This is a genomic window from Nitrosospira sp. Nsp14 (genome assembly GCF_900113575.1).
In the GTDB taxonomy this organism is placed as follows: Bacteria; Pseudomonadota; Gammaproteobacteria; order Burkholderiales; family Nitrosomonadaceae; genus Nitrosospira.
The window spans coordinates 44859-67435 of the sequence record NZ_FOPV01000003.1 but is presented as its reverse complement, the minus strand read 5'-3'; the positions used below and the strand labels follow the sequence as shown (position 1 = coordinate 67435).

General features: G+C 55.0%; 23 protein-coding genes. 12 read left to right on the top strand and 11 right to left on the bottom strand.

All coding sequences use genetic code 11. The features are described 5' to 3' along the window. Position 1: 1 nt before the first annotated feature. The 9 genes from sucD (at position 2) to BM022_RS02680 (ending at position 9241) form a co-directional block, all read left to right on the top strand. Positions 2 to 880, top strand: a complete 879-nt coding sequence (gene sucD, locus BM022_RS02725; protein WP_091136680.1) for a succinate--CoA ligase subunit alpha — start codon at positions 2 to 4, stop codon at positions 878 to 880. Between the two features lie 51 nt (positions 881 to 931). Continuing rightward, positions 932 to 1843 (top strand): CobD/CbiB family protein, encoded by a 912-nt coding sequence (locus BM022_RS02720; protein ID WP_091136678.1) that lies wholly within the window; start codon positions 932 to 934, stop codon positions 1841 to 1843. A gap of 65 nt (positions 1844 to 1908) precedes the next feature. Continuing rightward, a complete protein-coding gene (locus BM022_RS02715; RefSeq protein WP_091136677.1) occupies positions 1909 to 3426 on the top strand; it encodes a helicase HerA-like C-terminal domain-containing protein in 1518 nt (505 codons plus the stop codon). A gap of 791 nt (positions 3427 to 4217) precedes the next feature. Continuing rightward, on the top strand, positions 4218 to 5366 hold the full coding sequence (locus tag BM022_RS02705) for a D-alanyl-D-alanine carboxypeptidase family protein (protein WP_091136673.1): 1149 nt from the start codon (positions 4218 to 4220) through the stop codon (positions 5364 to 5366). A gap of 50 nt (positions 5367 to 5416) precedes the next feature. Next, the gene (locus BM022_RS02700; RefSeq protein ID WP_091136670.1) at positions 5417 to 6280 is read left to right on the top strand and encodes a D-amino acid aminotransferase; all 864 of its coding nucleotides are present in this window, start codon (positions 5417 to 5419) and stop codon (positions 6278 to 6280) included. 173 nt (positions 6281 to 6453) lie between these two features. Further along, positions 6454 to 6681: a YbeD family protein gene (locus BM022_RS16330; RefSeq protein ID WP_371264289.1), complete on the top strand. Its 228-nt coding sequence runs from the start codon at positions 6454 to 6456 to the stop codon at positions 6679 to 6681. 33 nt (positions 6682 to 6714) lie between these two features. Continuing rightward, a complete protein-coding gene (gene lipB / locus BM022_RS02690; protein WP_091136666.1) occupies positions 6715 to 7365 on the top strand; it encodes a lipoyl(octanoyl) transferase LipB in 651 nt (216 codons plus the stop codon). 171 nt (positions 7366 to 7536) lie between these two features. Continuing rightward, a complete protein-coding gene (lipA, locus tag BM022_RS02685) occupies positions 7537 to 8481 on the top strand; it encodes a lipoyl synthase (RefSeq protein WP_091136664.1) in 945 nt (314 codons plus the stop codon). A 79-nt stretch (positions 8482 to 8560) separates the two neighbouring features. After that, positions 8561 to 9241 (top strand): DUF4197 domain-containing protein, encoded by a 681-nt coding sequence (locus tag BM022_RS02680; RefSeq protein WP_091136661.1) that lies wholly within the window; start codon positions 8561 to 8563, stop codon positions 9239 to 9241. Positions 9242 to 9429: 188 nt separating this feature from the next. On the opposite strand, the gene BM022_RS02675 is transcribed toward BM022_RS02680, so the two are convergent. The 9 genes from BM022_RS02675 to rluD form a co-directional block, all read right to left on the bottom strand. After that, complete coding sequence (locus tag BM022_RS02675; RefSeq protein WP_091136658.1) at positions 9430 to 10062, bottom strand: ABC-type transport auxiliary lipoprotein family protein; 633 nt, start codon at positions 10060 to 10062, stop codon at positions 9430 to 9432. A 1-nt stretch (position 10063) separates the two neighbouring features. Further along, positions 10064 to 10966, bottom strand: coding sequence for an MlaD family protein (locus BM022_RS02670; protein ID WP_091136656.1), 903 nt, complete (start codon positions 10964 to 10966; stop codon positions 10064 to 10066). A gap of 9 nt (positions 10967 to 10975) precedes the next feature. Next, positions 10976 to 11758 (bottom strand): ABC transporter ATP-binding protein, encoded by a 783-nt coding sequence (locus tag BM022_RS02665; protein ID WP_091136654.1) that lies wholly within the window; start codon positions 11756 to 11758, stop codon positions 10976 to 10978. A 12-nt stretch (positions 11759 to 11770) separates the two neighbouring features. Next, complete coding sequence (locus BM022_RS02660; RefSeq protein ID WP_091136652.1) at positions 11771 to 12901, bottom strand: MlaE family ABC transporter permease; 1131 nt, start codon at positions 12899 to 12901, stop codon at positions 11771 to 11773. 929 nt (positions 12902 to 13830) lie between these two features. Next, on the bottom strand, positions 13831 to 14328 hold the full coding sequence (locus BM022_RS02655) for a hypothetical protein (protein ID WP_256208881.1): 498 nt from the start codon (positions 14326 to 14328) through the stop codon (positions 13831 to 13833). Positions 14329 to 14429: 101 nt separating this feature from the next. Continuing rightward, positions 14430 to 15773, bottom strand: a complete 1344-nt coding sequence (rimO, locus tag BM022_RS02650) for a 30S ribosomal protein S12 methylthiotransferase RimO (RefSeq protein WP_091136649.1) — start codon at positions 15771 to 15773, stop codon at positions 14430 to 14432. Positions 15774 to 15886: 113 nt separating this feature from the next. Continuing rightward, positions 15887 to 16693, bottom strand: a complete 807-nt coding sequence (locus tag BM022_RS02645) for a ZIP family metal transporter (protein ID WP_091136647.1) — start codon at positions 16691 to 16693, stop codon at positions 15887 to 15889. 122 nt (positions 16694 to 16815) lie between these two features. Then, positions 16816 to 17556: a peptidoglycan editing factor PgeF gene (gene pgeF / locus BM022_RS02640; RefSeq protein WP_091136890.1), complete on the bottom strand. Its 741-nt coding sequence runs from the start codon at positions 17554 to 17556 to the stop codon at positions 16816 to 16818. Beyond that, on the bottom strand, positions 17553 to 18530 hold the full coding sequence (gene rluD / locus BM022_RS02635; protein ID WP_091136645.1) for a 23S rRNA pseudouridine(1911/1915/1917) synthase RluD: 978 nt from the start codon (positions 18528 to 18530) through the stop codon (positions 17553 to 17555). The genes pgeF and rluD overlap by 4 nt, the downstream gene beginning before the upstream one ends. Positions 18531 to 18581: 51 nt before the next feature. On the opposite strand from rluD, the gene BM022_RS02630 reads away from it, so the two are divergent. After that, complete coding sequence (locus BM022_RS02630; protein WP_091136643.1) at positions 18582 to 19382, top strand: outer membrane protein assembly factor BamD; 801 nt, start codon at positions 18582 to 18584, stop codon at positions 19380 to 19382. Positions 19383 to 19428: 46 nt separating this feature from the next. Here BM022_RS02630 and BM022_RS02625 read toward each other — a convergent pair whose 3' ends face one another. Next, a complete protein-coding gene (locus BM022_RS02625; RefSeq protein WP_091136641.1) occupies positions 19429 to 19920 on the bottom strand; it encodes a universal stress protein in 492 nt (163 codons plus the stop codon). Positions 19921 to 19962: 42 nt separating this feature from the next. Beyond that, positions 19963 to 20643, bottom strand: coding sequence for an arylesterase (locus BM022_RS02620; protein ID WP_091136639.1), 681 nt, complete (start codon positions 20641 to 20643; stop codon positions 19963 to 19965). On the opposite strand from BM022_RS02620, the gene BM022_RS02615 reads away from it, so the two are divergent. Next, positions 20642 to 21328: an ABC transporter ATP-binding protein gene (locus BM022_RS02615; RefSeq protein WP_091136636.1), complete on the top strand. Its 687-nt coding sequence runs from the start codon at positions 20642 to 20644 to the stop codon at positions 21326 to 21328. The genes BM022_RS02620 and BM022_RS02615 overlap by 2 nt on opposite strands. A gap of 26 nt (positions 21329 to 21354) precedes the next feature. After that, entirely contained in the window at positions 21355 to 22530 is a 1176-nt protein-coding gene (locus BM022_RS02610; RefSeq protein ID WP_091136634.1) for an efflux RND transporter periplasmic adaptor subunit, read from the top strand. Positions 22531 to 22577: the final 47 nt, after the last annotated feature.

The window sequence follows — 22577 nt, the reverse complement described above, 5'->3', positions numbered from 1 at the left end:
CATGGCGATTCTTATCGACAGGAATAGCCGCGTCATGACGCAGGGTATTACGGGCAAGACCGGACAATTTCACACACGCATGTGCCGTGATTACGCCTTTGGAAAAAATTGCTTTGTTGCCGGGGTGAACCCCAAGAAAGGTGGTGAGGACTTTGAGGGCGTGCCCATTTTTGCTACTGTCAGGGAGGCGAAAGAGGTCACCGGCGCAACCGTTTCGGTGATTTACGTACCGCCGCCGTTTGCGGCGGCTGCAATCGACGAGGCGGTTGAAGCGGAACTGGATTTGGTCATCTGCATTACCGAGGGGATCCCGGTTCGTGATATGGTGCGTACGTGTGCCAAGATGGAAGGTCGGAAAACGCGGCTAATAGGCCCCAATTGTCCCGGCATCATCACGCCCGACGAAATCAAGATTGGCATTATGCCGGGCTACATCCACAAGAAGGGTAGCGTGGGCGTCGTATCCCGCTCGGGCACCCTGACATACGAAGCGGTGGCGCAATTGATGGAGCAGGGATTGGGGCAATCAACCTGTATCGGCATTGGCGGCGACCCCGTGAATGGACTGAAGCACCTCGACGTGATGAAGTTGTTCAACGACGACGCTTACACCGAGGCAGTACTGATGGTGGGTGAAATCGGTGGTTCCGACGAGGAAGACTGTGCGCATTGGGTGAAGGATCATATGCGAAAGCCGGTGGTTGGGTTCATCGCCGGTCTTACGGCTCCGCCGGGTAGGCGCATGGGGCACGCGGGAGCGGTCATTTCGGGCGGCAAGGGCACGGCGCAGGAGAAGCTGGCAGTGATGGAGGAGTGTGGAATCAAGGTAACCCGTAACCCGGCCGAGATGGGCAAACTGCTTAAATCGGTATTGCGCTAACTAGCCGCGACTATTGAAGCGGGTTAATTCAGACTTCGGGGTCTTTCCGGAATGATCTTCTTTTCGTTGCTGTTTGCCCTCCTGCTGGAGCACTGGCGCCCCATTAGCGGTCAGAATCGGCTGGTTCTGGCGTTTCTCTCCTACGCTGATTCCCTGGAGCGCTATTTCAACACCGGTGTACGGCGCCATGACATTGCCGCCTGGATTGTTGCTGTGGTGCCGATAATCGTATTCACGCTTTGGATCTACTATTTACTCTACAGTTTCCATCCACTGCTGGCATGGGTGTGGAATGTGGTCATTCTTTATCTCACCATGAGTTCCCGTCAGCTCACCTATTCATTCAACGAGATCGAGGCCGCGCTCAAGAGTGACGATCTGCCTCTTGCCCGTCAATTACTATGGGAGTTTTATGGGGTTCCTGCGGAAGATCTGAGCAGTCAGGAAATTGCGCGGATTGCCATAGAACTGGGTCTAATCAATTCTCACCGTTACGTTTTTGCGATTATTATCTGCTTTGCCCTATTGCCGGGCCCCTTGGGCCCGGTTCTTTACCGGCTTTCCGAGTTATTGAACGAACGCTGGGGTAGCCGCCCCGATGCATTTGGCCAGTTTGCGCTAAAAGCCTTCGAGGTCATAGATTGGCTTCCGGCCCGGGCGACGGCCCTCAGCTTTGCCATAGCAGGCAATTTCGAAGATGCCGTATATTGCTGGCGTGCGCAGGCGGCGTCGTGGATGGACCGAAACCAGGGGATCATTCTTGCCAGCGGGGCCGGGGCACTGGGGATTTGCCTGGGAGACCCGTTGCTGGAGACCGGCGGCAGGCACTATCGTCCTGAATTAGGTGTTGGCGATGAGGCGGACGTAGATTTTTTGCAAAGCGCAATCGGACTTTTCTGGCGCGCGCTGGTGTTATGGCTCGTGCTGCTTCTGCTGTTGGAGATCGCTGGCTGGACGGGATGAAACTGGTTGGTTTTGTCTAGCGGCTGATAAACTTATCATTATTTTTAATTCTCGCCCCCGATTTTATGCCGCATCCTTTAATGATTGCCCGCTCCAGCCACGCAATAGGGCTGTTACCAAATTTTGGCAACCGTCATGGTCTGATCACCGGTGCTACCGGTACCGGCAAGACGGTCACGCTACAGGTTCTGGCCGAGCGATTCTCCTCCGTCGGGGTGCCCGTATTCATGGCCGACATCAAGGGGGATTTGTCCGGGCTTTCCATAGCTGGCACGGCGGCACCCAAATTGACAGGGCGGCTCGCGCAGTTTGGGCTTGAGGAACCGCGCTGGTCGGCCTCTCCGGTTACGTTCTGGGACATTCTCGGAAACGCCGGTCATCCGGTCCGCGCAACCGTATCCGACATGGGACCGCTGTTGCTCGGGCGACTGTTCAATCTCAACGATATCCAGCAGGGCGTGTTATCGATTGTATTCAAGATTGCGGACGACAATGGTCTGTTACTGCTTGATGCCAAGGACCTGCGTGCCATGCTGCAGTTCGTGGGCGACAATGCCAAGAATTTCACTGTCCAATATGGCAACGTTTCCGCTGCCTCTATTGGTGCAATCCAGCGCGCCTTGCTTGAGACCGAACAGCAGGGTGGCCTGCATTTTTTTGGCGAGCCCATGCTCGACATCGAGGATCTCATGCAGAGTGACAGCAGCGGCCACGGCATGATTAATATCCTGGCGGCGGACAAGTTGATGAACTCGCCCAAGCTGTATTCGACATTCCTGCTATGGATACTGTCGGAACTGTTCGAGCATCTTCCTGAAATTGGCGATCCCGAAAAGCCAAAGCTGGTATTCTTCTTTGATGAGGCCCATCTGCTTTTTAACGACGCGCCCAAGCCGCTGCTGGAGAAAATCGAACAGGTCGTCAGGTTGATACGCTCCAAGGGCGTTGGTGTTTATTTTGTTACCCAAAATCCGCTGGATATCCCGGAGAATGTGCTGGGTCAGCTCGGTAACCGCGTGCAACATGCGCTCCGCGCGTTTACGCCACGCGACCAGAAAGCGGTCCGGGCCGCGGCCCAAACCATGCGTGCCAACCCTGATTTCAATACGGAAAAAGCGATCATGGAGCTTTCCGTCGGTGAAGCGCTGGTATCCCTGCTGGACGAGAATGGACGGCCGGCCATGGTTGAGCGCGCCTTTATCCTGCCGCCCGCTTCCAGGATTGGACCTGCAACTGAAGCGGAAAGACAGTCAATAATCAAGTCTTCGGTTCTTTTTGGACATTACGAACAGATATTGGACCGTGAATCGGCTTATGAAATAATTAAACGCCGTACTGCTGAAGCACATGCGGGGGGCGAGGACGTGGCCGAGCCAGGCAGGAGCCAGCAGGCAGACCGGGGGGGTGACATGATGGACATACTGGGCGATATGCTGCTAAGCAAAACCGGTCCGCGTGGCGGACACCGTCCTGGCATGCTTGAATCGATGGCAAGAAATGCGGCGCGTTCTATTGGTTCCCACGTGGGCCGGGAGATTTCCCGCGGCGTTTTGGGCAGTATATTCGGCGGCCGCAGGCGGTAAGTACAGGTCGATTAGGGCATTTTGTTTCGACGGAACGCCGAGGGGTTGTAAGTGGGAAGGCTGCGCTGAAAACCCGGGAATTCTCTCACGCCGCGCGTGTCATATCGGTAACAGTAGAGCGGTAACAGTAGAGCGGTAACAAGTGAGTGGTAACAAGTTGAGAATATACCGCATCCGCCAGAGGATAACGTGATACGTCCAATCCCAGCAATTTTGCTGATCGCGGTGGTGAGCGGCTGCGCGTCAACAGGACCGTCAACAGGACCGTCAGCAGCGCCAAATCAGCGTCCAGCGGGCCCGCCGCCTGTAAGCGCGCGCCCGGTCTACAACCTCACCGGTTATTCGCCCGCCTTCAAGGATGGCTATATTGATGGTTGCGAGACGGCAAAAAAATCTGCCTACGGCGCCAAGGACGCGCGCCGCATGTCTGCCGATACACAATATCGCCTCGGGTGGAATGACGGCTTCAGCCTATGTCGTCGAAAGTAGCAACAGCGCTCGCCCGGAAAATGTCAAAAGGGTACGACGATACCAACGCTGCCTGCCGTTGAATACGAGGCAATGGCGGAGGTTTGCGGCGTCCTGCGTATATGGGCACGGCCATGGAATGTGCGGCGATGCGCGGCTCGAGACTAAAAGGCGAAGGGCAGCATGAGGTCTCGTTCCGTTCTCGATACGTATTCTTTTCTACCCAGTGTTGGGACTCTGCGGACACATGTCGGGAGACTATCCGGAGGTTCCTCAATTTGTTCCGCTGGGCTGCGATATAATTGCTTCTTTTACCGCTCCCCATGAAACGCTCATTTCCGCTAATTGCATTGTGGCTGTGTTTATTCGCCTTGCCCACAGCCGCCCAGGAATCCCGCTTGTCAAGGCCGCCGGAAGCGCTGTCCCTTGCCGCCAAGTCGTACGTACTTAGGGATTTCCAGAGCGGCCAGACGCTAATCAGCCAGAACGTTCACGAACGGGTGGAACCCGCATCGCTTACCAAGCTGATGACTGCCTATATCGCGTTCTCTTCGCTTTATCAGAAGCGCATCTCCCTGACTCAGGCTGTTCCAGTGTCAGACCGTGCTTGGCGGACGCAGGGATCGCGCATGTTCATCGAGCCGAGCAAAGTAGTCACAGTGGATGAATTGATACGCGGTATGATTGTGCAGTCGGGTAACGATGCATCTATCGCGCTGGCAGAGGCGATAGCGGGTACGGAAGGTGCGTTTGCCCAGATCATGAACAAGGAAGCCGCCCGTCTGGGAATGAGGAACACCCGTTTCGCCAATTCAACCGGTTTACCGCATCCCGAGCATTATAGTACCGCGCATGATCTCGCCTTGCTTGCGACGGCCGTTATCCGGGATTTTCCGGAATACTATCCGCTTTATTCGTTGCGGGAGTATACGTACAACAAGATCACCCAGCCAAACCGGAATCGCCTGCTGTGGCTCGACCCCAACGTGGATGGGATCAAGACGGGGCACACCGAAGCTGCAGGTTATTGCCTGATTACTTCAGCCAAACGGGGTGAGCGACGCCTGATCTCGGTCGTGGTCGGTACCGCTTCTGATAGCGCGCGTACAGTGGAAAGCCAACGCTTGTTGAACCATGGTTTTCAGTTTTACGACACGGTTCGTCTGTACCCGAAGGAACATGAGGTGATTGCGATCCAGCTGTGGAAAGGCGCACAGGATAAGCTGAAGACCGGATTCGGCCAAGATATTTACTTTTCGCTCCCAAGAGACCAGGCCGGTAAGCTGGAAGCCAAAATGGAATATAAACAGCCGCTTTTAGCGCCTATCAGCGCTGGCCAAAAAGTGGGCGTGGTGAAATTTACGCTCGGCGGCAAACTCATGGCCCAACATCCGCTGGTGGCGCTTGAGACCGTGAGCGCCGGGAATTTTTTTGGCCGCGCCTGGGATAGCGTGCGGTTGATGTTCAATTAGCACGAATTACACGCAAGCCATCTACTGCCAATTTATTTGCAAGGTCCATCATGATTTATCTTAACGGTGCCTTCATGCCGATCGAGGAAGCGCGCATTCCGGTACTGGACCGAGGTTTCATTTTTGGCGATGGCGTATACGAAGTCATACCCGTGTATTCCCGCAGGCCTTTTCGTTTGCCTGAACATCTGCTCCGCTTGCAGCACAGCCTTGACGGGATTCGTCTTCGAAATCCGCATACGGACAGTGAATGGGGCGGGCTGCTGGAACAAATTATTGCCCGCAACCATAGTGATGACCAATATCTCTACTTGCATGTCACGCGGGGGGTGGCCAGGCGTGACCATGCATTCCCAAAAGGCGTATCGCCGACAGTATTCATCATGAGCAACCCCTTGCTGCCGCCGCCTGCCGAGCTGCTTACGACGGGCGCCACCGCGATCACTGCCGAAGACAACCGTTGGCTGCGGTGCGACATCAAGGGTATTTCTCTTTTGCCGAACGTATTGCTGCGCCAGATGGCGATTGACGTGGGCGCAATGGAGACGGTACTGTTGCGGAGCGGTTTCATGACAGAGGGCGCTGCCAGCAATATATTCGTGGTGAAAAAGGATCTCTTGTTGGCTCCTCCGAAAAACCATCTGATGCTGCCGGGTATTACTTACGACGTCGTGCTCGAACTTGCAAAGGAACACGGGATCACGCATGAAGTCAGAGCAATCGCCGAGCACGAAGTGCGCACTGCCGATGAACTGTTGCTTACTTCTTCGACCAAGGAAATCATGCCGATCACCCGTCTTGATGGCAGACAGGTAGGGGATGGGAGGCCAGGCATAATGTTCTCGCGCCTATACCGCCTCTACCAGGAATATAAAGATAAGGTAATGCGTGGAGGCGCTATCAATACCTTATGAATTCCTCCGACGAGGCCTCCTTAATCGAATATCCCTGCGACTTCCCCATCAAAATAATGGGACGGGTTGGTCGCGCACCGGATTCCGTCGCGATGAAACCGCCGGCTACGCCGCCAGATGGACCGCTCGATCCCGATGATACGACTTTTGCGGCAGTCCCTGTACTTGGGGGGGTGAGCGCAGCAGTGTTGGAGCAGCGCCGGCAGGAATTCACCCAGGGCGTACTGACAATCGTCAAACGCCACGCCCCGGACTTCGATGAGGCAAGCCTGGAGGCCAGGATCAGCAGGAAAAATACCTATCTGAGCCTTACCTGTACTATTCGCGCTGTGTCCCGTGCGCAGCTGGACGCCCTATACCAGGAGCTTTGCGATCATCCGATGGTAGTAATGGTGCTTTGAGGAGAACGGGAAATTCCTGATCCTCTTCCGATAATGGATGCTTTACGCCTTGAACCGCGAGCCTGGGGCTCGGACATAAGAATAAGACATGCCGGGCCGCTGGACTATCTTTCCACGTGGCAAGCGATGAAAGACTTTACCGCCTCCCGCACCCCGCTTACTGCGGATGAGATCTGGCTATTGCAGCATCCCCCGGTTTACACGCAGGGCATCGCGGGCAGATCGGAACACCTGCTGCACAATAATGGCATTCTCGTGATCCGGACAGATAGGGGCGGTCAAATTACTTATCACGGTCCGGGGCAAGTCGTCGCCTATCTGATGCTGGATCTGCGCCGTCTCAAACTTGGAGTACGCGAGCTGGTCAGAAAAATGGAAGGCGCCGTGGTAGACTTGCTCCAGGATTATGGTATCCGCGCATCTGGGTCGGCGGACGCTCCGGGTGTGTACGTGGAGGGCGCAAAAATCGCAGCGCTGGGGCTGAAAATAAAAAATGGTTGTTGCTATCATGGCCTAGCGCTTAACGTAAACATGGATCTGTTTCCGTTTGCCGCAATTAACCCCTGCGGATATTCCGGGCTGCAGGTGACCCAGGCAAGTGACCTTGGCGTGACCGATGGGCTTGAGGTGCTCAGTTTGCGGCTTGGCGAACAGTTGCGAACCAGGCTGGGCAGTATCGGTTAACGAAATTTTTCGGGGAAGAGCCGTGGATGGGACCATCCATAGTTCGATCTTTTTACTGGTTCCGATAGCTCAAGCCTACGTCACAAGATGCCACACGTGAGATTCCGCAGGGAAATCCTGCCCAAGTATAATTTTTCGTTACAACCTGATCGAGAATAAGACGCTTTTTTCATGACCATCCCTAACCGCGAGAAAGGTGCGGCTAAAACCGCACGCAACCCCGTCAAAATTGTGCCGCAATCTCCCGGCGAAGTGCTGCGCAAACCCTCATGGATCCGGGTGCGCTCATCGAACAGCCAGGAGTTTTATGAAGTCAAGCGGATCCTGCGAGAACAGAAGCTCCACACCGTGTGCGAAGAGGCGTCCTGCCCCAACATCGGCGAGTGTTTCGGCAAAGGTACCGCAACGTTTATGATTTTGGGCGATCTCTGCACCCGGCGCTGCCCGTTTTGCGACGTGGCGCACGGCAGGCCATTTGCCCCGGATGCTGACGAGCCTCTGCACCTTGCACAGTCCATAGCTGCCATGAAATTGAAGTATGTCGTCATCACCAGCGTTGATCGTGATGATCTCCGCGATGGCGGCGCTCAGCACTTCGTCGATTGCATTCGGGAGGTGCGGGCCCATTCCCCGCGTACGAAAATAGAAATTCTCGTGCCGGATTTTCGAGGTAGGCTTGAAATCGCCCTGGAGAAATTATTCGCGGGCCCGCCGGATGTGCTGAACCATAACCTGGAAACTGTTCCGCGGCTCTACAAGCAATGCCGACCGGGGGCCGATTACGCTCACTCGCTTAGATTACTGAAAGCCTTCAAAGCGCGTTTTCCCGATATTCCCACCAAGTCAGGCTTGATGCTGGGTTTGGGCGAAACCGATGGTGAAATTCTGGAGGTGATGCGCGATCTGCGCAAAAACGATGTCGAGATGCTGACCATTGGGCAGTATCTTCAGCCTAGTACGGGGCACTTGCCGGTCATGCGCTACGTAACGCCCGAAGCGTTCAGGAATTTCGAACGCGCCGCTGTCGAGATGGGTTTTAGCAATGCAGCGTGTGGTCCTATGGTGCGTTCCAGCTACCATGCCGATCAGCAAGCGCATGAGGCGGGTATCAGATAGCCGCTGAAACAAGTAGCGATAGCGGAAACGCATAGGTTCCTTATGCTATTTGGTAACCACTAAAAGAGGAAGTACTTTCATGCGCACCATTACTGTCTTGGCTATCTGGTTTTGGGCTTCATGCGCTGCATTAGCGGCAGAAACCGATGCTCTACCGGCCGAGGACGCGACTGGAGCTTTAACACAAGCACTCACGCAAAGTATTGACGCGGCGGTGGACAGGCTCGGCGTAACGAACGGCTTTCTCGATAATCCCAAGGTAAAAATCGCGCTTCCGAGGTCGCTGCAAAAAGCTGAGGGATTGATGCGCAGTCTGGGCGGAAGCAAGCACGCGGATAATTTGATCCTGGCGATGAACCGGGCGGCCGAAACTGCGACGGCCGAAGCAAAACCCGTTCTGATGGAAGCCATGCAAAATATGTCAATAAGTGACGCGACAGGTATCCTTACAGGCGGCGACGGGTCTGTGACGCAATATTTTCGCGTCACCTCAGCAGAGGAGCTGTCAAAAAAATTTTTACCGATCGTGAAAAATGCCACCGATCAAGCCGATCTGCTCAAAAGATATAATGAATTTGCCGGCAAGGGCGCGAAATTTGGGATCGTACCGGGGAAACATGCCAACATCGAAAATTACGTTACGCAAAAAACACTTGATGGCATCTTTCTTATAATGGCCGAGGAGGAACGGGCCATACGCAACGATCCCGTGGGTCGAGACAACATGCTGTTGCAGAAAGTGTTAGGGTTCACGAAGTAGTGGTACAACCAAGCAAGTCCTTATATTTCGAGCGCGGGCCCCGTTGCCCGCCGGCCAGGATTGTAAGAGACGCAAGACGCCCCGCCCCGGGTGCAACGTTCTGCTGCTCGCAATTCCGGCTGTGATCAGGTAGTGCTAGGCGATATTCTCGCGGTCGATTATTACTGGTAGGTTGCCGCTTGGCGTTATCAAGTTCCGCCTTTTTCCCCGATTTCCCGCGCTAGCCAGCCAATCAAGTCCGCGATCAGCTTGTCGCTCAAATTGGTCAAGCCATGTACAGCTCCTTTTGCGTTTGGAGAAGGCGCTGGTTGCTCCATGCTGAAACTGCGCTGCGCGAGTACGGAACGCGTGGCGCGATCGATAAGGCTGGCGCGAAATCTCACTACTACCCGGCTTTGATCGGGAGTGTCGAATACCTGGGTGAATTCTCCCAGCTCCAGACGCAGCATGTGATCAGTTCGAGCGCCATCAGCAGTGCTTACCACTGCACCCTGGCTGGCGCGGGCGATGCGGTTTCTGATCCGTTGGGTCAGCAGGGTTGCCGGCGAGGCGGCCCAGCGGTGGCTGGCGTATGCATGCGACTGCGCGAGGTCATCATACGCCAGACGGTACTGGATTGCGGTACTTTCAAGCCAGGCGGGTGCTGTGGCTTCCGCTACCAGCAGGCTCGCTGGCAGCCGTAGACGCTCTGCTGTCTCACTACTATTAACGTCAGCCGAGAAGCGTTGTGATCCGAAATCATATACAGCTACTGGCGCCACGGTTCGTGGTCCGGCACATCCGATCAGCGTAATGGCTGCGACAACCAAAAATTTTTTCATTTCATTTTTTCCCCGGTGGCACAAATCCATCTTCTCCTGGCCCGGGCAACGGTGGCGTTCTTCCAAACAGCAAACTTCGGGGCTGCTCTTCCAGTTGCAGCAGGACGCGGTCGACACTTCTGGAGTTGCGCGCAATTCCCTCAGTGACGTCGCGTAGTTTCTGCATCGTTTCGCTAAGCTCGCCGGCGGTCTGCGCCAGGCTATCGATTGCCCCACCCTGGTTTATCCTGGTAGTCATCTGGTTCAGGTCGATTATCAGTTGATCGGTATGCCTGAGCAGCGAGCTGGCGTCCGCCGCGACTCCGGGCAGGGCTTTGAGGCCGGGCTCCAGCTGCCCGATGAGGCCACGTAAGCGCCCGGTGGCGCCTTCCGTATTTTCCAATATTTGCGCGAATCGTTCCCGGTTCTGGTCTTCAAGAAGCAGATTCAAGCGCTCCATCAACACATTTGCATTACTGAGCAATCGCTGCCCGGAATTGGTAATGCTGTCAAGCGCAGAGGGGCGCAAGGGGATGCGGGCGGGATCGTCCGAGTCGGTTTGCAATTTTTCGGCTTCTCCACCTTCATCGTTCAATTGCACAAATGCAAGCCCAGTCAAACCCTGATAGCCAAGCTGCGCATAGGCATCTTTTGTCAGAGGCAGGTTACGGTCCACGGCTATGCGGATGAGAATAGTGTGCGAATCTTTTGGATCAAGGCGGATGTTCTCTACTTTGCCGACGCTCACGCCACGGTACCGCACCATGGCTTGAGGATTAAGGCCGGTAACAGGAGAATCCGACACCAGAAGATAGATGTCGCGCGCGGCTGTTCCTCCAGTAAACCACATGGCTGCGACTGCTGCTGCTGCACCAAGAAAAATTACGAATAAACCCGCCGCAAGGGCATGGGCACGGTTTTCCATAATTATCCCCTATAAATTATCGAGATTGTTTTCCAATACTCGCTTGCCGCGATCGCCATGGAAAAAGTTTGTGATAAAGGGATGGTCGGTATGTAACACGTCCCTCAGCGAACCCAGCGCCACAATATGCTGATCGGCCAGTACGGCTATACGATCGGAAAGCGCCACCAGTGTATCCAGGTCATGCGTTGCCATAACAATGGTCAGTGTGGTTTCGCGGCGTATCGTCTGAATGAGCTGCACGAACGCGTCGCTGAGCTCTGGGTCAAGACCGGCGGTAGGCTCATCCAGAAACAGGAGTTCGGGGTCCAACGCCATCGCACGTGCGAGGGCAATACGTTTGATCATTCCGCCTGAAAGTTCGGCGGGCATCTTGTTAACATGCTTCGGTTCGATTTCCACCATTTTTAGTTTGACCATAACCAAACGACGTATCATGTCCTCATCCAATGTGCGCAATTCCCGCATTGGCAACGCGATATTGTCGTATACATTTAACGCGCTGAATAATGCCCCTTTCTGGAACAACACCCCGCAACGGGTACGAATTTGTCGCAACTCTCCAGGGTTGTGACTCCGCAAGGGAAGGCCGCAAATACGGACCTCGCCCGCAGCCGGAGCGTCGAGGCCGAGCATTTGCCGCATTAACACCGTCTTGCCGCTACCCGACCCTCCTACCAATCCCAGTACTTCCCCGTGGTGCACACAAAGGTTGATGTCTTCGTGTACAACATGACTGCCGAACCGGGTATGTAATCCCTTGACCTCGACAATGCACTCTTCGCCGGTCATGGAGATATCGCCTTACTTTAATCCGACGTTGGAAAAAACGACTGCAAAAATAGCGTCGATGATGATGACGACCGTAATCGAGGTAACGACCGAATTGGTCGTGCCTTCTCCCAAACTCTCGGTGTTCGACTTGATTCTCAGGCCGAAATGGCAGGAAATGAGCGCAATCACCATACCGCATACGACGCCCTTCCCCAGCCCGAGCCATAGATTGGCGACAGGTACGACGTCCGCGAGTTTTCTAAAAAAAAACTGATGACCCAGTCCCAGTTGGATCTCGGCCACGACCATTCCACCGATCAAGGCAGTAGCGCTGGTCCACAACACAACTAGCGGCATTGCGATACCCAATGCCAGGACTTTTGGAAGCACCAATCGAAGACTGTGCGGTATGCCCATTACCGTCAGCGCATCTAGCTCCTCTGTTACCCTCATTACGCCTAGTTGGGCAGTCATTGATGAACCGGAGCGCCCGGCGACAAGTATTGCCGCTAGCACCGGGCCGAGTTCGCGAATGATAGATACGCCGAGAATATTTATGATGAAGATATCGGCGCCTAACGTCTGTAATTGTCGGGATGAAAGATAACTCAGCACAATGCCGATCAGAAATCCGACCAGCGCGGTGATACCCAACGCCTGGGCTCCAGTACGATACAAGTTGGCGGAAATCTCGCGCCATGGAATACGCTGCGGATGTCCGACCAGATACAACGCATCCAACAACAATTGGCCGGACAAAATCAGCAAGCTGAGCAGATGTTCCCATAGCAAAAAAGCACCCCGACCGAGAACCTTGACCGGCCATAGCCAATCGCGTGCAGGAGGTGGCGGCCCGGGCGGTGTCTGCAGGCGGTCAAGCAGCCTTTCCTGCTCGGGCCGCAGCAGCAAATGCGCAGGCCGGCGTTCGCCCCATGCGCGCCACAGCAGTACCGCGCCGACATCATCCATTTGCGCTATTTCAGTTATATCCCACTGCAGCACTGGATCCGCCGCGTATCCGGCAAGTTCGGCCGATAGCGACCGCATGCGCCCCCCAAGCGAGGTCAACGTGCAACGTCCGGAAAGCACCAGGCGGGGCGCGCCGTCATCACCCGTTTCACGGCGCAATACTATCGGATTGATGTCCTGGTCCTCCTGCATGAGTAGGCTATCCTTGCGCAATGCTCATCGTATAGGGGCTTTCCTCTTGACCACTGTCAGGTTGAACGGATACCGCAAGCGGATAGTTAGCATGAATTGATCAAACACGGGTTGGCTGGGTCGTTAGAGTCGTTACTGTCGGGCAATTCCGCTAGTAGAACCCATTCGAGGTTTCGAGGTCAAGCATGGAATGTAATGCCGATGACAAGGAGCGGAACATGCTTTCTACCAATACCAGCATACCATTCCCCGGCCGCGTTAAGGGTACACCGCGAGTCTGTCGTGTAACCGAATGCTTAACGTTTCTTAGACCGTCACCGTTCTCCCGTGTGACGGAAATTTTTACAACGATGGAGCGTGATCTTGAAATAGTGAGTCAAGTTCCTATTTTGTTAGTCATTTTAAGACAGGCATAAAGATTGCTTACCAAGTCTTGAAGTTAAACAATTTTCGGTCCTGGGTGACGGAAATAAGAATAATGAAGAAGTTGATTATGAGGGGCGCGTTGGTACGGGGTGTGGGGTGCGCAGGAATTTCCACCGCATCTCCCTTCGTATGGGATCCAGAGCGGCGGACGCGCTCAACTCAGGTATCCAGCACCGTTTTTCCTGAGATGCCTGGAAATATTAAGTCAAGAGAGTGAAGTTGAAGTGGCAGGGAAGGATAATAACAATAACGAGACAATAATAACAACTGCATAATCAGGGCAGGAATGTATCTTCAATAGACATGTTCCAGCTCTGATTTTTTTTGCTCGAATCACCACCGCCACTGCTCGTCCCACCATTCGTGCGCGGGGACGAAAATCCCTGCCTACCGGCCCGGCATTGCTGACCCGATCCATATCTCAGGACTATACTACACACCACGTGGCTTTATCCGCGGAGGCCACGCTAGATAAATTACCTTGGGCGTGCAAGAACGCAATCCTAATGCTGGTGTTGATGGTGGTGCTGGTGACCATGCGCAGGTGAGGTTTCCACCCCTGGTGAGCGCTCCTTGACGCGAATCTGATAGCCGGCATGACAGGAATCGCATTTTTTCATGGCTTCACTGAGCTGCCGTAGTGTGTGCTTGGGATCCTTGATAGATCGCGCATCGCGCGCAATGTTATCGAAGTCCTGGTGTACCGACATACCGAGCCGCATGAATTCCCCAGGCAATATCGAATCGAGATGGTTTTCGCCTTTTCCCGCCATGCCCAGGCCTAGTGAGTCAGCCTCGCGCGCCACCGCAGCCATTTCGTCCCTGGAAAGCGCGTCCAGAATATTTCGTGTTCCCGATAGCAGCGCTCGCATTTCCGTAAGCACATGGTCGCGTTGATGCTCGGAAAGTGGGATGACTTGGCGTTTATCAACTTCATTCGCTGCCGCAGCAGCCATAAAAAGGAACAGCGCGGCGCCAAATATGTTTCTAAACGCGGGCATATTTTTCAACTCTAGCTCCCGAATCAATTAGTTAATTTGATAATCTGCCCTATCCAGCTTTTTTAAACGAGCCCAAACGCAAGCGCTTGTGAATGCGCGCATCAGTATTTTAGTGGTATCGGTCTGGCGTGGAGATCATGCTCATCAGAGCCGACAATTTCCACCTCCACCAAGTCCCCCGGTTTCGTTTTTTTTGCACCTGCGATATAAACGAGACCGTCGATTTCTGGGGCATCGGCGGGGCTGCGGGCGACAGCCCTGGATGTATGTACATCGTCCACGAGCACGGTCATGCGTTTGCCAACTTTTTTTACAAGTTGCGCGGCACTTATTCTTTCCTGCACCGCCATGAACCGCGCGCGACGTTCCTGTTTCACTTCTTCCGGAACCTGATCGGGCAGACCATTGGCCGCTGCGCCACCTACCGCGGAGTAGGCGAAGCAGCCGACGCGATCCAGTTTCGCCTCCTCAAGGAATTCCAAGAGCTGCTCAAAATCAGCTTCAGTCTCTCCGGGAAACCCTACAATAAAGGTGCTGCGCAGCGTCATATCAGGGCATATCTCCCGCCAGCGCCCGATCCGTGCCAGATTATTTTCAGAACTTGCCGGGCGCTTCATGGCTTTCAGAACGCGCGGACTCGCATGCTGAAACGGTACATCAAGATACGGCAGAATCTTCCCCTCCGCCATGAGCGGGATCACATCGTCGACATGCGGGTAAGGGTAAACATAATGCAGCCGCACCCATACCCCCAGCTCCCCCAAAGCGCGCGCGAGCTCCGTCAAACGCGTTTTCAGCGGTTTGCCTTGCCAGAATCCCGTGCGATATTTCACGTCCACGCCATAAGCGCTGGTGTCTTGCGAAATGATCAACAACTCCTTCACGCCGGCATTTACCAGATTTTCAGCCTCTTGCATGATCTGGTTGACGGGACGGCTGACTAGATCACCGCGCATGGACGGGATGATGCAGAAGGTGCAGCGGTGATTGCAGCCCTCGGAGATCTTGACATATGCGTAGTGCCTGGGTGTGAGCCGTATTCCCTGGGGTGGCACCAGGCTCGTGAAAGGGTCGTGCGGTTGCGGCAGATGCAGGTGCACCGCCGCCATAACTTCAGGCAAGGCCTGTGGCCCGGTCACCGCCAGGACCTGGGGATGCGCGTGCCGGATCACATCGCCGCCTTCTTTTGCGCCGAGGCAGCCGGTGACGATCACCTTGCCATTTTCTGCCAGCGCCTCGCCAATGGCGTCTAGCGATTCCTCTACCGCGCTGTCGATAAAACCGCACGTGTTGACAACTACCAAGTCGGCGTCCTCGTAGGTTGACGAGGTTTCATATCCCTCGGCGCGGAGTTGCGTGAGGATTTGTTCGGAGTCAACTAGGGCCTTGGGGCATCCGAGCGAGACAAATCCTATTTTTGGAGCGGATTGCTTGGGAGATGACATAACGAATGTTGGCTGGCGATGAAATGAATAATCTGGATGAATAAACAAGTCTGAAAGGTTTGGCAGCAGAAAACGTATGCTGCTGACGTGAAAATCCCGAAGTTCTCCACGTCTTATCCCGGGTGAGTAAACAGGCTACCCGCCAGCCAGATGGAGCTGATGCCGAGCGTTATGAGCGCCACCTGTTGAACGGTAGCGCCGATTTCCGGACGCTTGTGCAGCCCAGGAATCAAATCGGACATTGCGACATAGATCATGCTGGCTGCGGCGAGGCCCAGCAGCGATGGGATGAGGTGATTCATGTCCTGTAGCATGAAATATGCCGCCAGCCCCCCTAGCAGCATCGCTCCGCTGGATATTAGATTGAAGAGCAGCGCCTGCCGGCGAGTATAGCCGGAATTGAGCAGAATCAGAAAGTCGCCGGCTTCCTGCGGAATTTCATGGGCGATAATGGCAATAGCGGTCACAATCCCGAGCTGTACATCCACCATGAAGGCGGCGGCGATAAGAATGCCGTCCACGAAGTTATGAAATGTGTCGCCCAGCATGATCATCATCCCGCTGCGTCCATGATCATGCTGGACGTGGCCCGTTGCCCGCATCCGAGGCGCGCCCGGGAGGGCATCGTGGGCTTCACACTCCTCGGTGTGGCAGTGACGCCACAGCACAAGCTTTTCCAGAATGAAAAACAACAGAATGCCGAACAGAACTGTGCCGGTCATTTGCGCCGGATTTTTAGACAGCTCCAGCGCCTCGGGTAATGCATTCAGGAATGCTGCCCCCAAGAGCGCGCCGATGGCGTACGAGATCAGCATCTGTACCCATGAAGCCCGCGTGTTGAGCGTGAGGGCGGCGGCAAACAGCACGCTTAACGTGCCCCCAAGCAGGCTGGTGACAATGATCCAGGCGAGAACGGACATTTAAGGCGCGCGGTGGGAAAAATGCGCGATTATACGCTCTTGCCGGGAGGCGACGAGAGCAATCAAGCATCACTTTTATCAGAGGACCGGTTTTCGTCCTGCCTCGGCGATCCGATTATTTTTCAACCCGCTAGCCAGATCAGTCCAGCCATTCGTCCGGTGGCGCCATCGCGGCGATAAGAAAAGAATCTTGCCGGGTCGCTGAACGTGCATACATCCCCGCCATAAACTTCGTTCACGCCCGCTTTCAGCAATCGCAGTCGTGCCAGCAGAAAAAGATCGGCGAACCATTTGCCGCTGCGCTCGTCATGCGAAACAAATGCGGTGACGGCCCGCCTGTCATTGGTAATAAAGGCTTGACGTACTTCGTTGCCGACCTCGAAATGGTTGGGTCCGATTGCGGGGCCGAGCCATGCGATCAGCGGCGTGGCGCTCGGGCCGATCGCTGCTACCGTGCGTTCGATCACACCCGCGGCCATTCCACGCCAGCCGGCGTGAATCACGGCAACCATAGTGCCAGCCCGGTCGCATAAGAGTACGGGAAGGCAGTCTGCGACCAGCACTGCGCATACATTACCCGGCTGCCCGCTGAAGACGGCGTCGGCATCCGGTGGAGTTGAGCAACCATGCCCATCCATGCCGAAGGCAGCCGTACCGTGTACCTGCTTCAGCCAGCAGGGTTCGTTGGGGAGAAGACGCCGCAGCAAGGCGCGGTTCTGTTTCACGGTCAACGGGTCGTCGCCTACATGATCGCCCAGGTTGAAGGTGGCATACCTTGAGCGACCTGTCCCGCCATTACGCGTGGTAAATAGTGCCTTGACATTGCGCGGCGCTGGCCAATCGGGAACAATGCAATCGCTCATGTCCATATCGAAAAGGCCGCAGAGCTACTATTCTGATGCCCTAGCGCCAGCAGGAGGTTTTTCATATCGTCGGGTAACGGCGCGTGCCACGCCATTCTCGCCCCATGTTGCGGATGGGTTAATTCGAGCCGGTACGCATGAAGGGCCTGCCTGCAAAAACCTGTCAGCCGTGTGGCGTCCTGAATGTTCCTTCCCGATTTGCCCCCATATACGGGGTCTCCCAAAAGCGGGTGTCCAATCGAGTGCATGTGCACGCGAATCTGGTGCGTACGGCCAGTTTCCAGACTGCATCCAAGCAGCGTGCATCCTTGGAGCTTTTCCAGCACTTGATAGAAAGTGCGCGCCGGTTTTCCACCTGGAGTAACCGCCATTTTGGTGCGTTCAACCGGATGTCGTCCCACTGGGGCATCGACCGATCCTCCCGTCGAAACGCTCCCCAGGACGAGCGCCAGATAATCGCGGTTGACGGTGTGTTTTTGCAGTTGCCGCACCAGGTGGGTCTGGGCTTCGAGCGTTTTTGCCACTACCAGCAGCCCGCTGGTATCCTTGTCCAGGCGATGAACGATACCAGCACGCGGAACGGTATTGAGTTTAGCCGCGTGATGCAGCAGGGCATTCAGCATGGTGCCCTGCCAGTTCCCGCTGCCTGGGTGGACCACCAGCCCTGCAGGTTTGTTGATTACGATGAGCGAATCATCTTCGTAAACAATATCGAGCGAAATCGGCTCGGGCGCATGCATAGCCTCGGCGGGATGGCCGGAGGGCCTTACCTCGACCTTTTCTCCACTCCATACCTTTTGTTTGGGAATCGCTGCCGCTCCGTCAACGCTTATCCGTTTTTCCCGTATCCACGTTTGCAAGCGGCTGCGCGACCAATCCGGCAGCAGCCGAGCCAGAGCCTGGTCGAGCCGAACCCCGGCGAAATCCGCGGGAATGGTGACTTCAATAATGGTTTCAAGCGGTTCAGATACCATGGAGCCTTGCGTTATAATGGAAGTCCTAACTGGTCTTCTCACACCAACATTATGTGGCGTAGTGTAACTTTATTTTTGATATTGCTGCTGTCAGCCTGCGGTTTGCTGCCGAAGAAGGTGGAGGACTCCAAGAACTGGTCGGCCAGCAAATACTATTCAGAGGCGAAAACGGAATTGAACGAAGGCAATTATGCCGGAGCGATCAAGCTGTTCGAGCAACTGGAAGCGCGGTATCCCTACGGACGCTATGCACAACAGGCGCAACTCGAGGTTGCCTATGCGTATTATAAAGACGCCGAGCAGGCTTCGGCCATTGCCGCGGCGGACCGTTTTATCAAGCTGCATCCCAATCACGCGAATGTTGATTATGCGTATTACCTGAAGGGTCTGGCGAATTTCAATGACGATCTTGGGCTGATGGGGATCGTAACCGAAAAAATCCTCAATCAGGACATGAGCGAACGCGATCCCAAGGCTTCGCGGGAGTCATTTGAAAATTTCAAGGAACTGGTTACCCGTTTTCCCAAGAGCAAATATACGCCTGACGCAGTGCAACGAATGAAGCACCTGGTTAATGTGGTGGCCCTGAATGAAGTACAGGTGGCGCGCTATTACATGAAGCGCGGGGGTTATATTGCAGCCGTCAATCGCGCTCAGTACGCGCTGAAAGAATACCCTCAAACACCAGCCACGGAAGAGGCGCTATTCATCATGATAAAAGCCTACGATGCGCTGGGAATGACCGACTTGCGCGATGACGCAGGGCGTGTGATGAAAAAGAACTTCCCGGAGAGCCGGTTTTTTGCCGACTCGACGGGCGTGGACGCCGAACCGTGGTGGAAATTCTGGTAGCGAAAGTTAGCTGGGACGGTAGGACCTCACCATTTGTGCCGCCAAGCTAGCCGGACATGCGCGCTGCAATTTCTCCTAACGGCTCATCGCTCGTCACTTCATCAGGCAGGCGGATTGCCATGACATCACATTTGGCGTGATGCAGAACGCTATTCGCCGTTGACCCCAGCAGCAAGGCAAGCCCATGACGGCCGTGGGAGCCGACAATGACCAGATCGATATCCTCCTCCTCCGCAAGCCGGACAATTTCAGGTCCAGGTACACCCCAAACCATCCATCGGCAGGCGGGGCCTACCCCGAGCTCGTCGCCAATTTGCTTCAACTTTGATTTTTCAGTTTCCAGCAGATCGTCGCCGGAGTTTTCATCCAGTCGAATTTTCGTTCCATAAGCCATGTCGGGCATCGGGATATTGTCAAGAACATGGATAATGCTTAATCTTGCCCGAAACATTTCGGCCAGGTGTCTTGCTTTTTGAATAACGTAACTGTCGGGCTCTGAAAAATCCAGCGCAAGTAATATATGTTTATAGGTTTCCATTTTTTTCTGCTAGCTGATGCGGTTTAGTCGATTGTTGGTGAATCATCCCGATTTTGCAGCGACCGGTGCCGCGGGGAGCCTGTTCGGAGCGCTCGCAAGCATTGTTCTTAGAATTTTCCAGACATTTTCCACGATCTTTGCTTGCGCCTGGGCGTTAGGATGTATTCCGTCGGCCTGAAAAAACTCACGCTTGTCGCCAAAGCCATCCAAAAGAAACGGTACCAGCCTCACTCCATGGAGTTTTGCCAGCTGAGGGTATATATCCTGAAACTTTTGCGTGTATGTTATGCCATAATTGGGCGGCAATTGCATTCCAGCCAACAGCACAGTTGCTTTGTTTCGCAGGCAGGCTTCTATGATGGCTTCCAGATCGTTTCGAATAGCCTCAATGGAGGCGCCTCTCAGTCCATCATTACCGCCGAGTTCGACGATGACGATATCCGGGCGATAAGTTTTGAGCGCTTGCTCGATGCGTTTGCGCCCGCCGTGCGCCGTTTCGCCACTGACGCTGTTATTGATCAGATATGCCTGCGATTGCGTTTGCAGTCGCCTCTTAAGCAGGCTGACCCATCCCGCATCCTGCGGCAGGCCATAGCCAGCGGACAGGCTGTCGCCGAATACCATAATCGTAGTGGTTGCCGTCCCCGGCGCAGCGGTAGCGTGCGAGTTGACGGCGGCTGCACTTAAGACAAAAGAGAGAAGGATTATCAGGAATTTTTTCATGGCAGATCACGTTGAGATGCGGCCCATTGTGCAAGCAGTAGGATTAACCAAGCAAGTGAGCACGGGTAATGAACTGCTTACAATTCTGGACAACATCAATCTGGAAATAAATGCGGGCGACTCCGTTGCCGTGGTAGGAGCATCGGGCTCGGGCAAGTCAACCCTGCTAGGGCTTCTGGCAGGTTTAGATACTCCTTCAGCCGGCAAGGTTCATCTGGATGGAGAAGATATTTTCTCTTTGGACGAGGATGCGCGCGCAGCATTGCGCGGGCGCGTGCTCGGCTTCGTATTCCAGTCATTCCAGTTGTTGCCGGCGTTGACTGCAATCGAGAACGTCATGCTGCCGCTGGAGCTTATCGGTGCCAGCGATGCCCATGGCGCTGCGCTGGAATTGCTTGAACGGGTGGGGCTTGGCATGCGTCTTAAGCATTATCCCAGGCAACTGTCGGGCGGTGAGCAACAGCGTGTCGCCATTGCGCGTGCGTTTGTTACGCAACCGCAACTACTGCTGGCCGACGAACCCACCGGCAACCTGGATTCGGCCACGGGTGCGCAGATCATAGAACTCATGTTCGAACTGAACCGCGAGCGCGGTACCACCCTGGTTCTGGTGACTCATGATGAGGCCATTTCCAGCCGTTGTGCATGGCGAATACGGCTGGCTGGCGGGCGAGTTGTCGGATGAGTCGTTAACATGGGTAAGACCGGTCGATGGAACCTATTTCTCGAATAAAGCCGGTGCCGGGCATGCGGCGCAGCCTACGCCTTACCATGACTGGCATCGTGCTTGCCGCACTCGCAGGGGGCGCTTGGGTTTGGCGCAATCATAGTGCCGCGACCGATATCGGGAAAAAGATCCCCGAGGCAATCCAGGTTGTGACCACCCTGATTGCCCGCAGCGATGTACCCGTCAGGCTTACGGCAAACGGAACCGTATCGGCGCAACAGACAGTCGCGGTGCGGCCGCAGCTAAGCGCGATGATTCGCAGCGTACATATCAGGGAAGGGCAATTCGTTCAAAGCGGGGAGAAGCTGTTTACCCTTGACGCCCGCACCGAGGATGCCAACGTCAGTCGCACAGAGGGACTATTGGCCAAATCCCGTGCCGAACTGAGAAATGCCGAGCGCAACCTGGACCGGCAGCGTGAATTGTTTGAGCAGCACTTCATTTCGCAAGCGGCGCTGGATGTCGCGCAGAACCAGGTAGATTCTCTGCGCGCGCAACTTGCGGTCGATCAGGCTACCGTGGAGGCGAACCGTATCGCTCGCGGCTTCAGTGAGATCAAAGCACCTATAGCCGGACGCACGGGCGCCATTACGGTGCATCAGGGGAGCTTGGTGCAGCCGAATGATGCTTTGGTAAACATCACCCAGATCGATCCCATCAATGTCAGCTTTACCTTACCGGAACGGGAGTTCGTACCCCTGCAACAGGCGCTGGCGAGCGGTGACGTCCCCGTTGAGGTGGCGCTCAACGCCGGGCAAAAACAAACGCGGAAGGGGAAGCTGATATTTATCGATAATGTCGTTGATACGGCGAGCGGCACCATTCTTCTCAAGGCAGAGTTTCCGAATGCGGATAGCCGTCTTTGGCCAGGCATGTTCGTCACTGTGACGCTCGTGCCCAGAACCATTGAGGACACGCTTAGTGTTCCGGTGCAGGCGGTGCAAAATGGCCCGGAAAGGAAATTTCTTTACGTGGTCGGCGACAATAGTCAGGTGCATTCTCTTCCAGTCAATGTGCTCCTGATCCAGGAGGGCGTTGCGGTTATCAACGGCGAAGGCATTATGCAAGGCATGCGCGTAGTCGTGGAAGGCGCACAGAATCTCCGGCCTGGCAGTGTCATAATGGAGGCCAGGCCGGGTCTGGCGCCGCGGGCTGGATGAGCGATTCCATTCTGTAAGATCCGGCATATCCACTATATTCAGCATCT

What these genes read in the sequence shown, in the direction of transcription:
- sucD (WP_091136680.1), top strand. Translation starts at nt 2, where the DNA reads ATGGCGATTCTTATCGACAGGAATAGCCGCGTCATGACGCAGGGTATT.
- BM022_RS02720 (WP_091136678.1), top strand. Translation starts at nt 932, where the DNA reads ATGATCTTCTTTTCGTTGCTGTTTGCCCTCCTGCTGGAGCACTGGCGC.
- BM022_RS02715 (WP_091136677.1), top strand. Translation starts at nt 1,909, where the DNA reads ATGCCGCATCCTTTAATGATTGCCCGCTCCAGCCACGCAATAGGGCTG.
- BM022_RS02705 (WP_091136673.1), top strand. Translation starts at nt 4,218, where the DNA reads ATGAAACGCTCATTTCCGCTAATTGCATTGTGGCTGTGTTTATTCGCC.
- BM022_RS02700 (WP_091136670.1), top strand. Translation starts at nt 5,417, where the DNA reads ATGATTTATCTTAACGGTGCCTTCATGCCGATCGAGGAAGCGCGCATT.
- lipB (WP_091136666.1), top strand. Translation starts at nt 6,715, where the DNA reads ATGGATGCTTTACGCCTTGAACCGCGAGCCTGGGGCTCGGACATAAGA.
- lipA (WP_091136664.1), top strand. Translation starts at nt 7,537, where the DNA reads ATGACCATCCCTAACCGCGAGAAAGGTGCGGCTAAAACCGCACGCAAC.
- BM022_RS02680 (WP_091136661.1), top strand. Translation starts at nt 8,561, where the DNA reads ATGCGCACCATTACTGTCTTGGCTATCTGGTTTTGGGCTTCATGCGCT.
- BM022_RS02675 (WP_091136658.1), bottom strand. Translation starts at nt 10,062, where the DNA reads ATGAAAAAATTTTTGGTTGTCGCAGCCATTACGCTGATCGGATGTGCC.
- BM022_RS02670 (WP_091136656.1), bottom strand. Translation starts at nt 10,966, where the DNA reads ATGGAAAACCGTGCCCATGCCCTTGCGGCGGGTTTATTCGTAATTTTT.
- BM022_RS02665 (WP_091136654.1), bottom strand. Translation starts at nt 11,758, where the DNA reads ATGACCGGCGAAGAGTGCATTGTCGAGGTCAAGGGATTACATACCCGG.
- BM022_RS02660 (WP_091136652.1), bottom strand. Translation starts at nt 12,901, where the DNA reads ATGCAGGAGGACCAGGACATCAATCCGATAGTATTGCGCCGTGAAACG.
- BM022_RS02655 (WP_256208881.1), bottom strand. Translation starts at nt 14,328, where the DNA reads ATGCCCGCGTTTAGAAACATATTTGGCGCCGCGCTGTTCCTTTTTATG.
- rimO (WP_091136649.1), bottom strand. Translation starts at nt 15,773, where the DNA reads ATGTCATCTCCCAAGCAATCCGCTCCAAAAATAGGATTTGTCTCGCTC.
- BM022_RS02645 (WP_091136647.1), bottom strand. Translation starts at nt 16,693, where the DNA reads ATGTCCGTTCTCGCCTGGATCATTGTCACCAGCCTGCTTGGGGGCACG.
- pgeF (WP_091136890.1), bottom strand. Translation starts at nt 17,556, where the DNA reads ATGAGCGATTGCATTGTTCCCGATTGGCCAGCGCCGCGCAATGTCAAG.
- rluD (WP_091136645.1), bottom strand. Translation starts at nt 18,530, where the DNA reads ATGGTATCTGAACCGCTTGAAACCATTATTGAAGTCACCATTCCCGCG.
- BM022_RS02630 (WP_091136643.1), top strand. Translation starts at nt 18,582, where the DNA reads ATGTGGCGTAGTGTAACTTTATTTTTGATATTGCTGCTGTCAGCCTGC.
- BM022_RS02625 (WP_091136641.1), bottom strand. Translation starts at nt 19,920, where the DNA reads ATGGAAACCTATAAACATATATTACTTGCGCTGGATTTTTCAGAGCCC.
- BM022_RS02615 (WP_091136636.1), top strand. Translation starts at nt 20,642, where the DNA reads ATGGCAGATCACGTTGAGATGCGGCCCATTGTGCAAGCAGTAGGATTA.
- BM022_RS02620 (WP_091136639.1), bottom strand. Translation starts at nt 20,643, where the DNA reads ATGAAAAAATTCCTGATAATCCTTCTCTCTTTTGTCTTAAGTGCAGCC.
- BM022_RS02610 (WP_091136634.1), top strand. Translation starts at nt 21,355, where the DNA reads ATGGAACCTATTTCTCGAATAAAGCCGGTGCCGGGCATGCGGCGCAGC.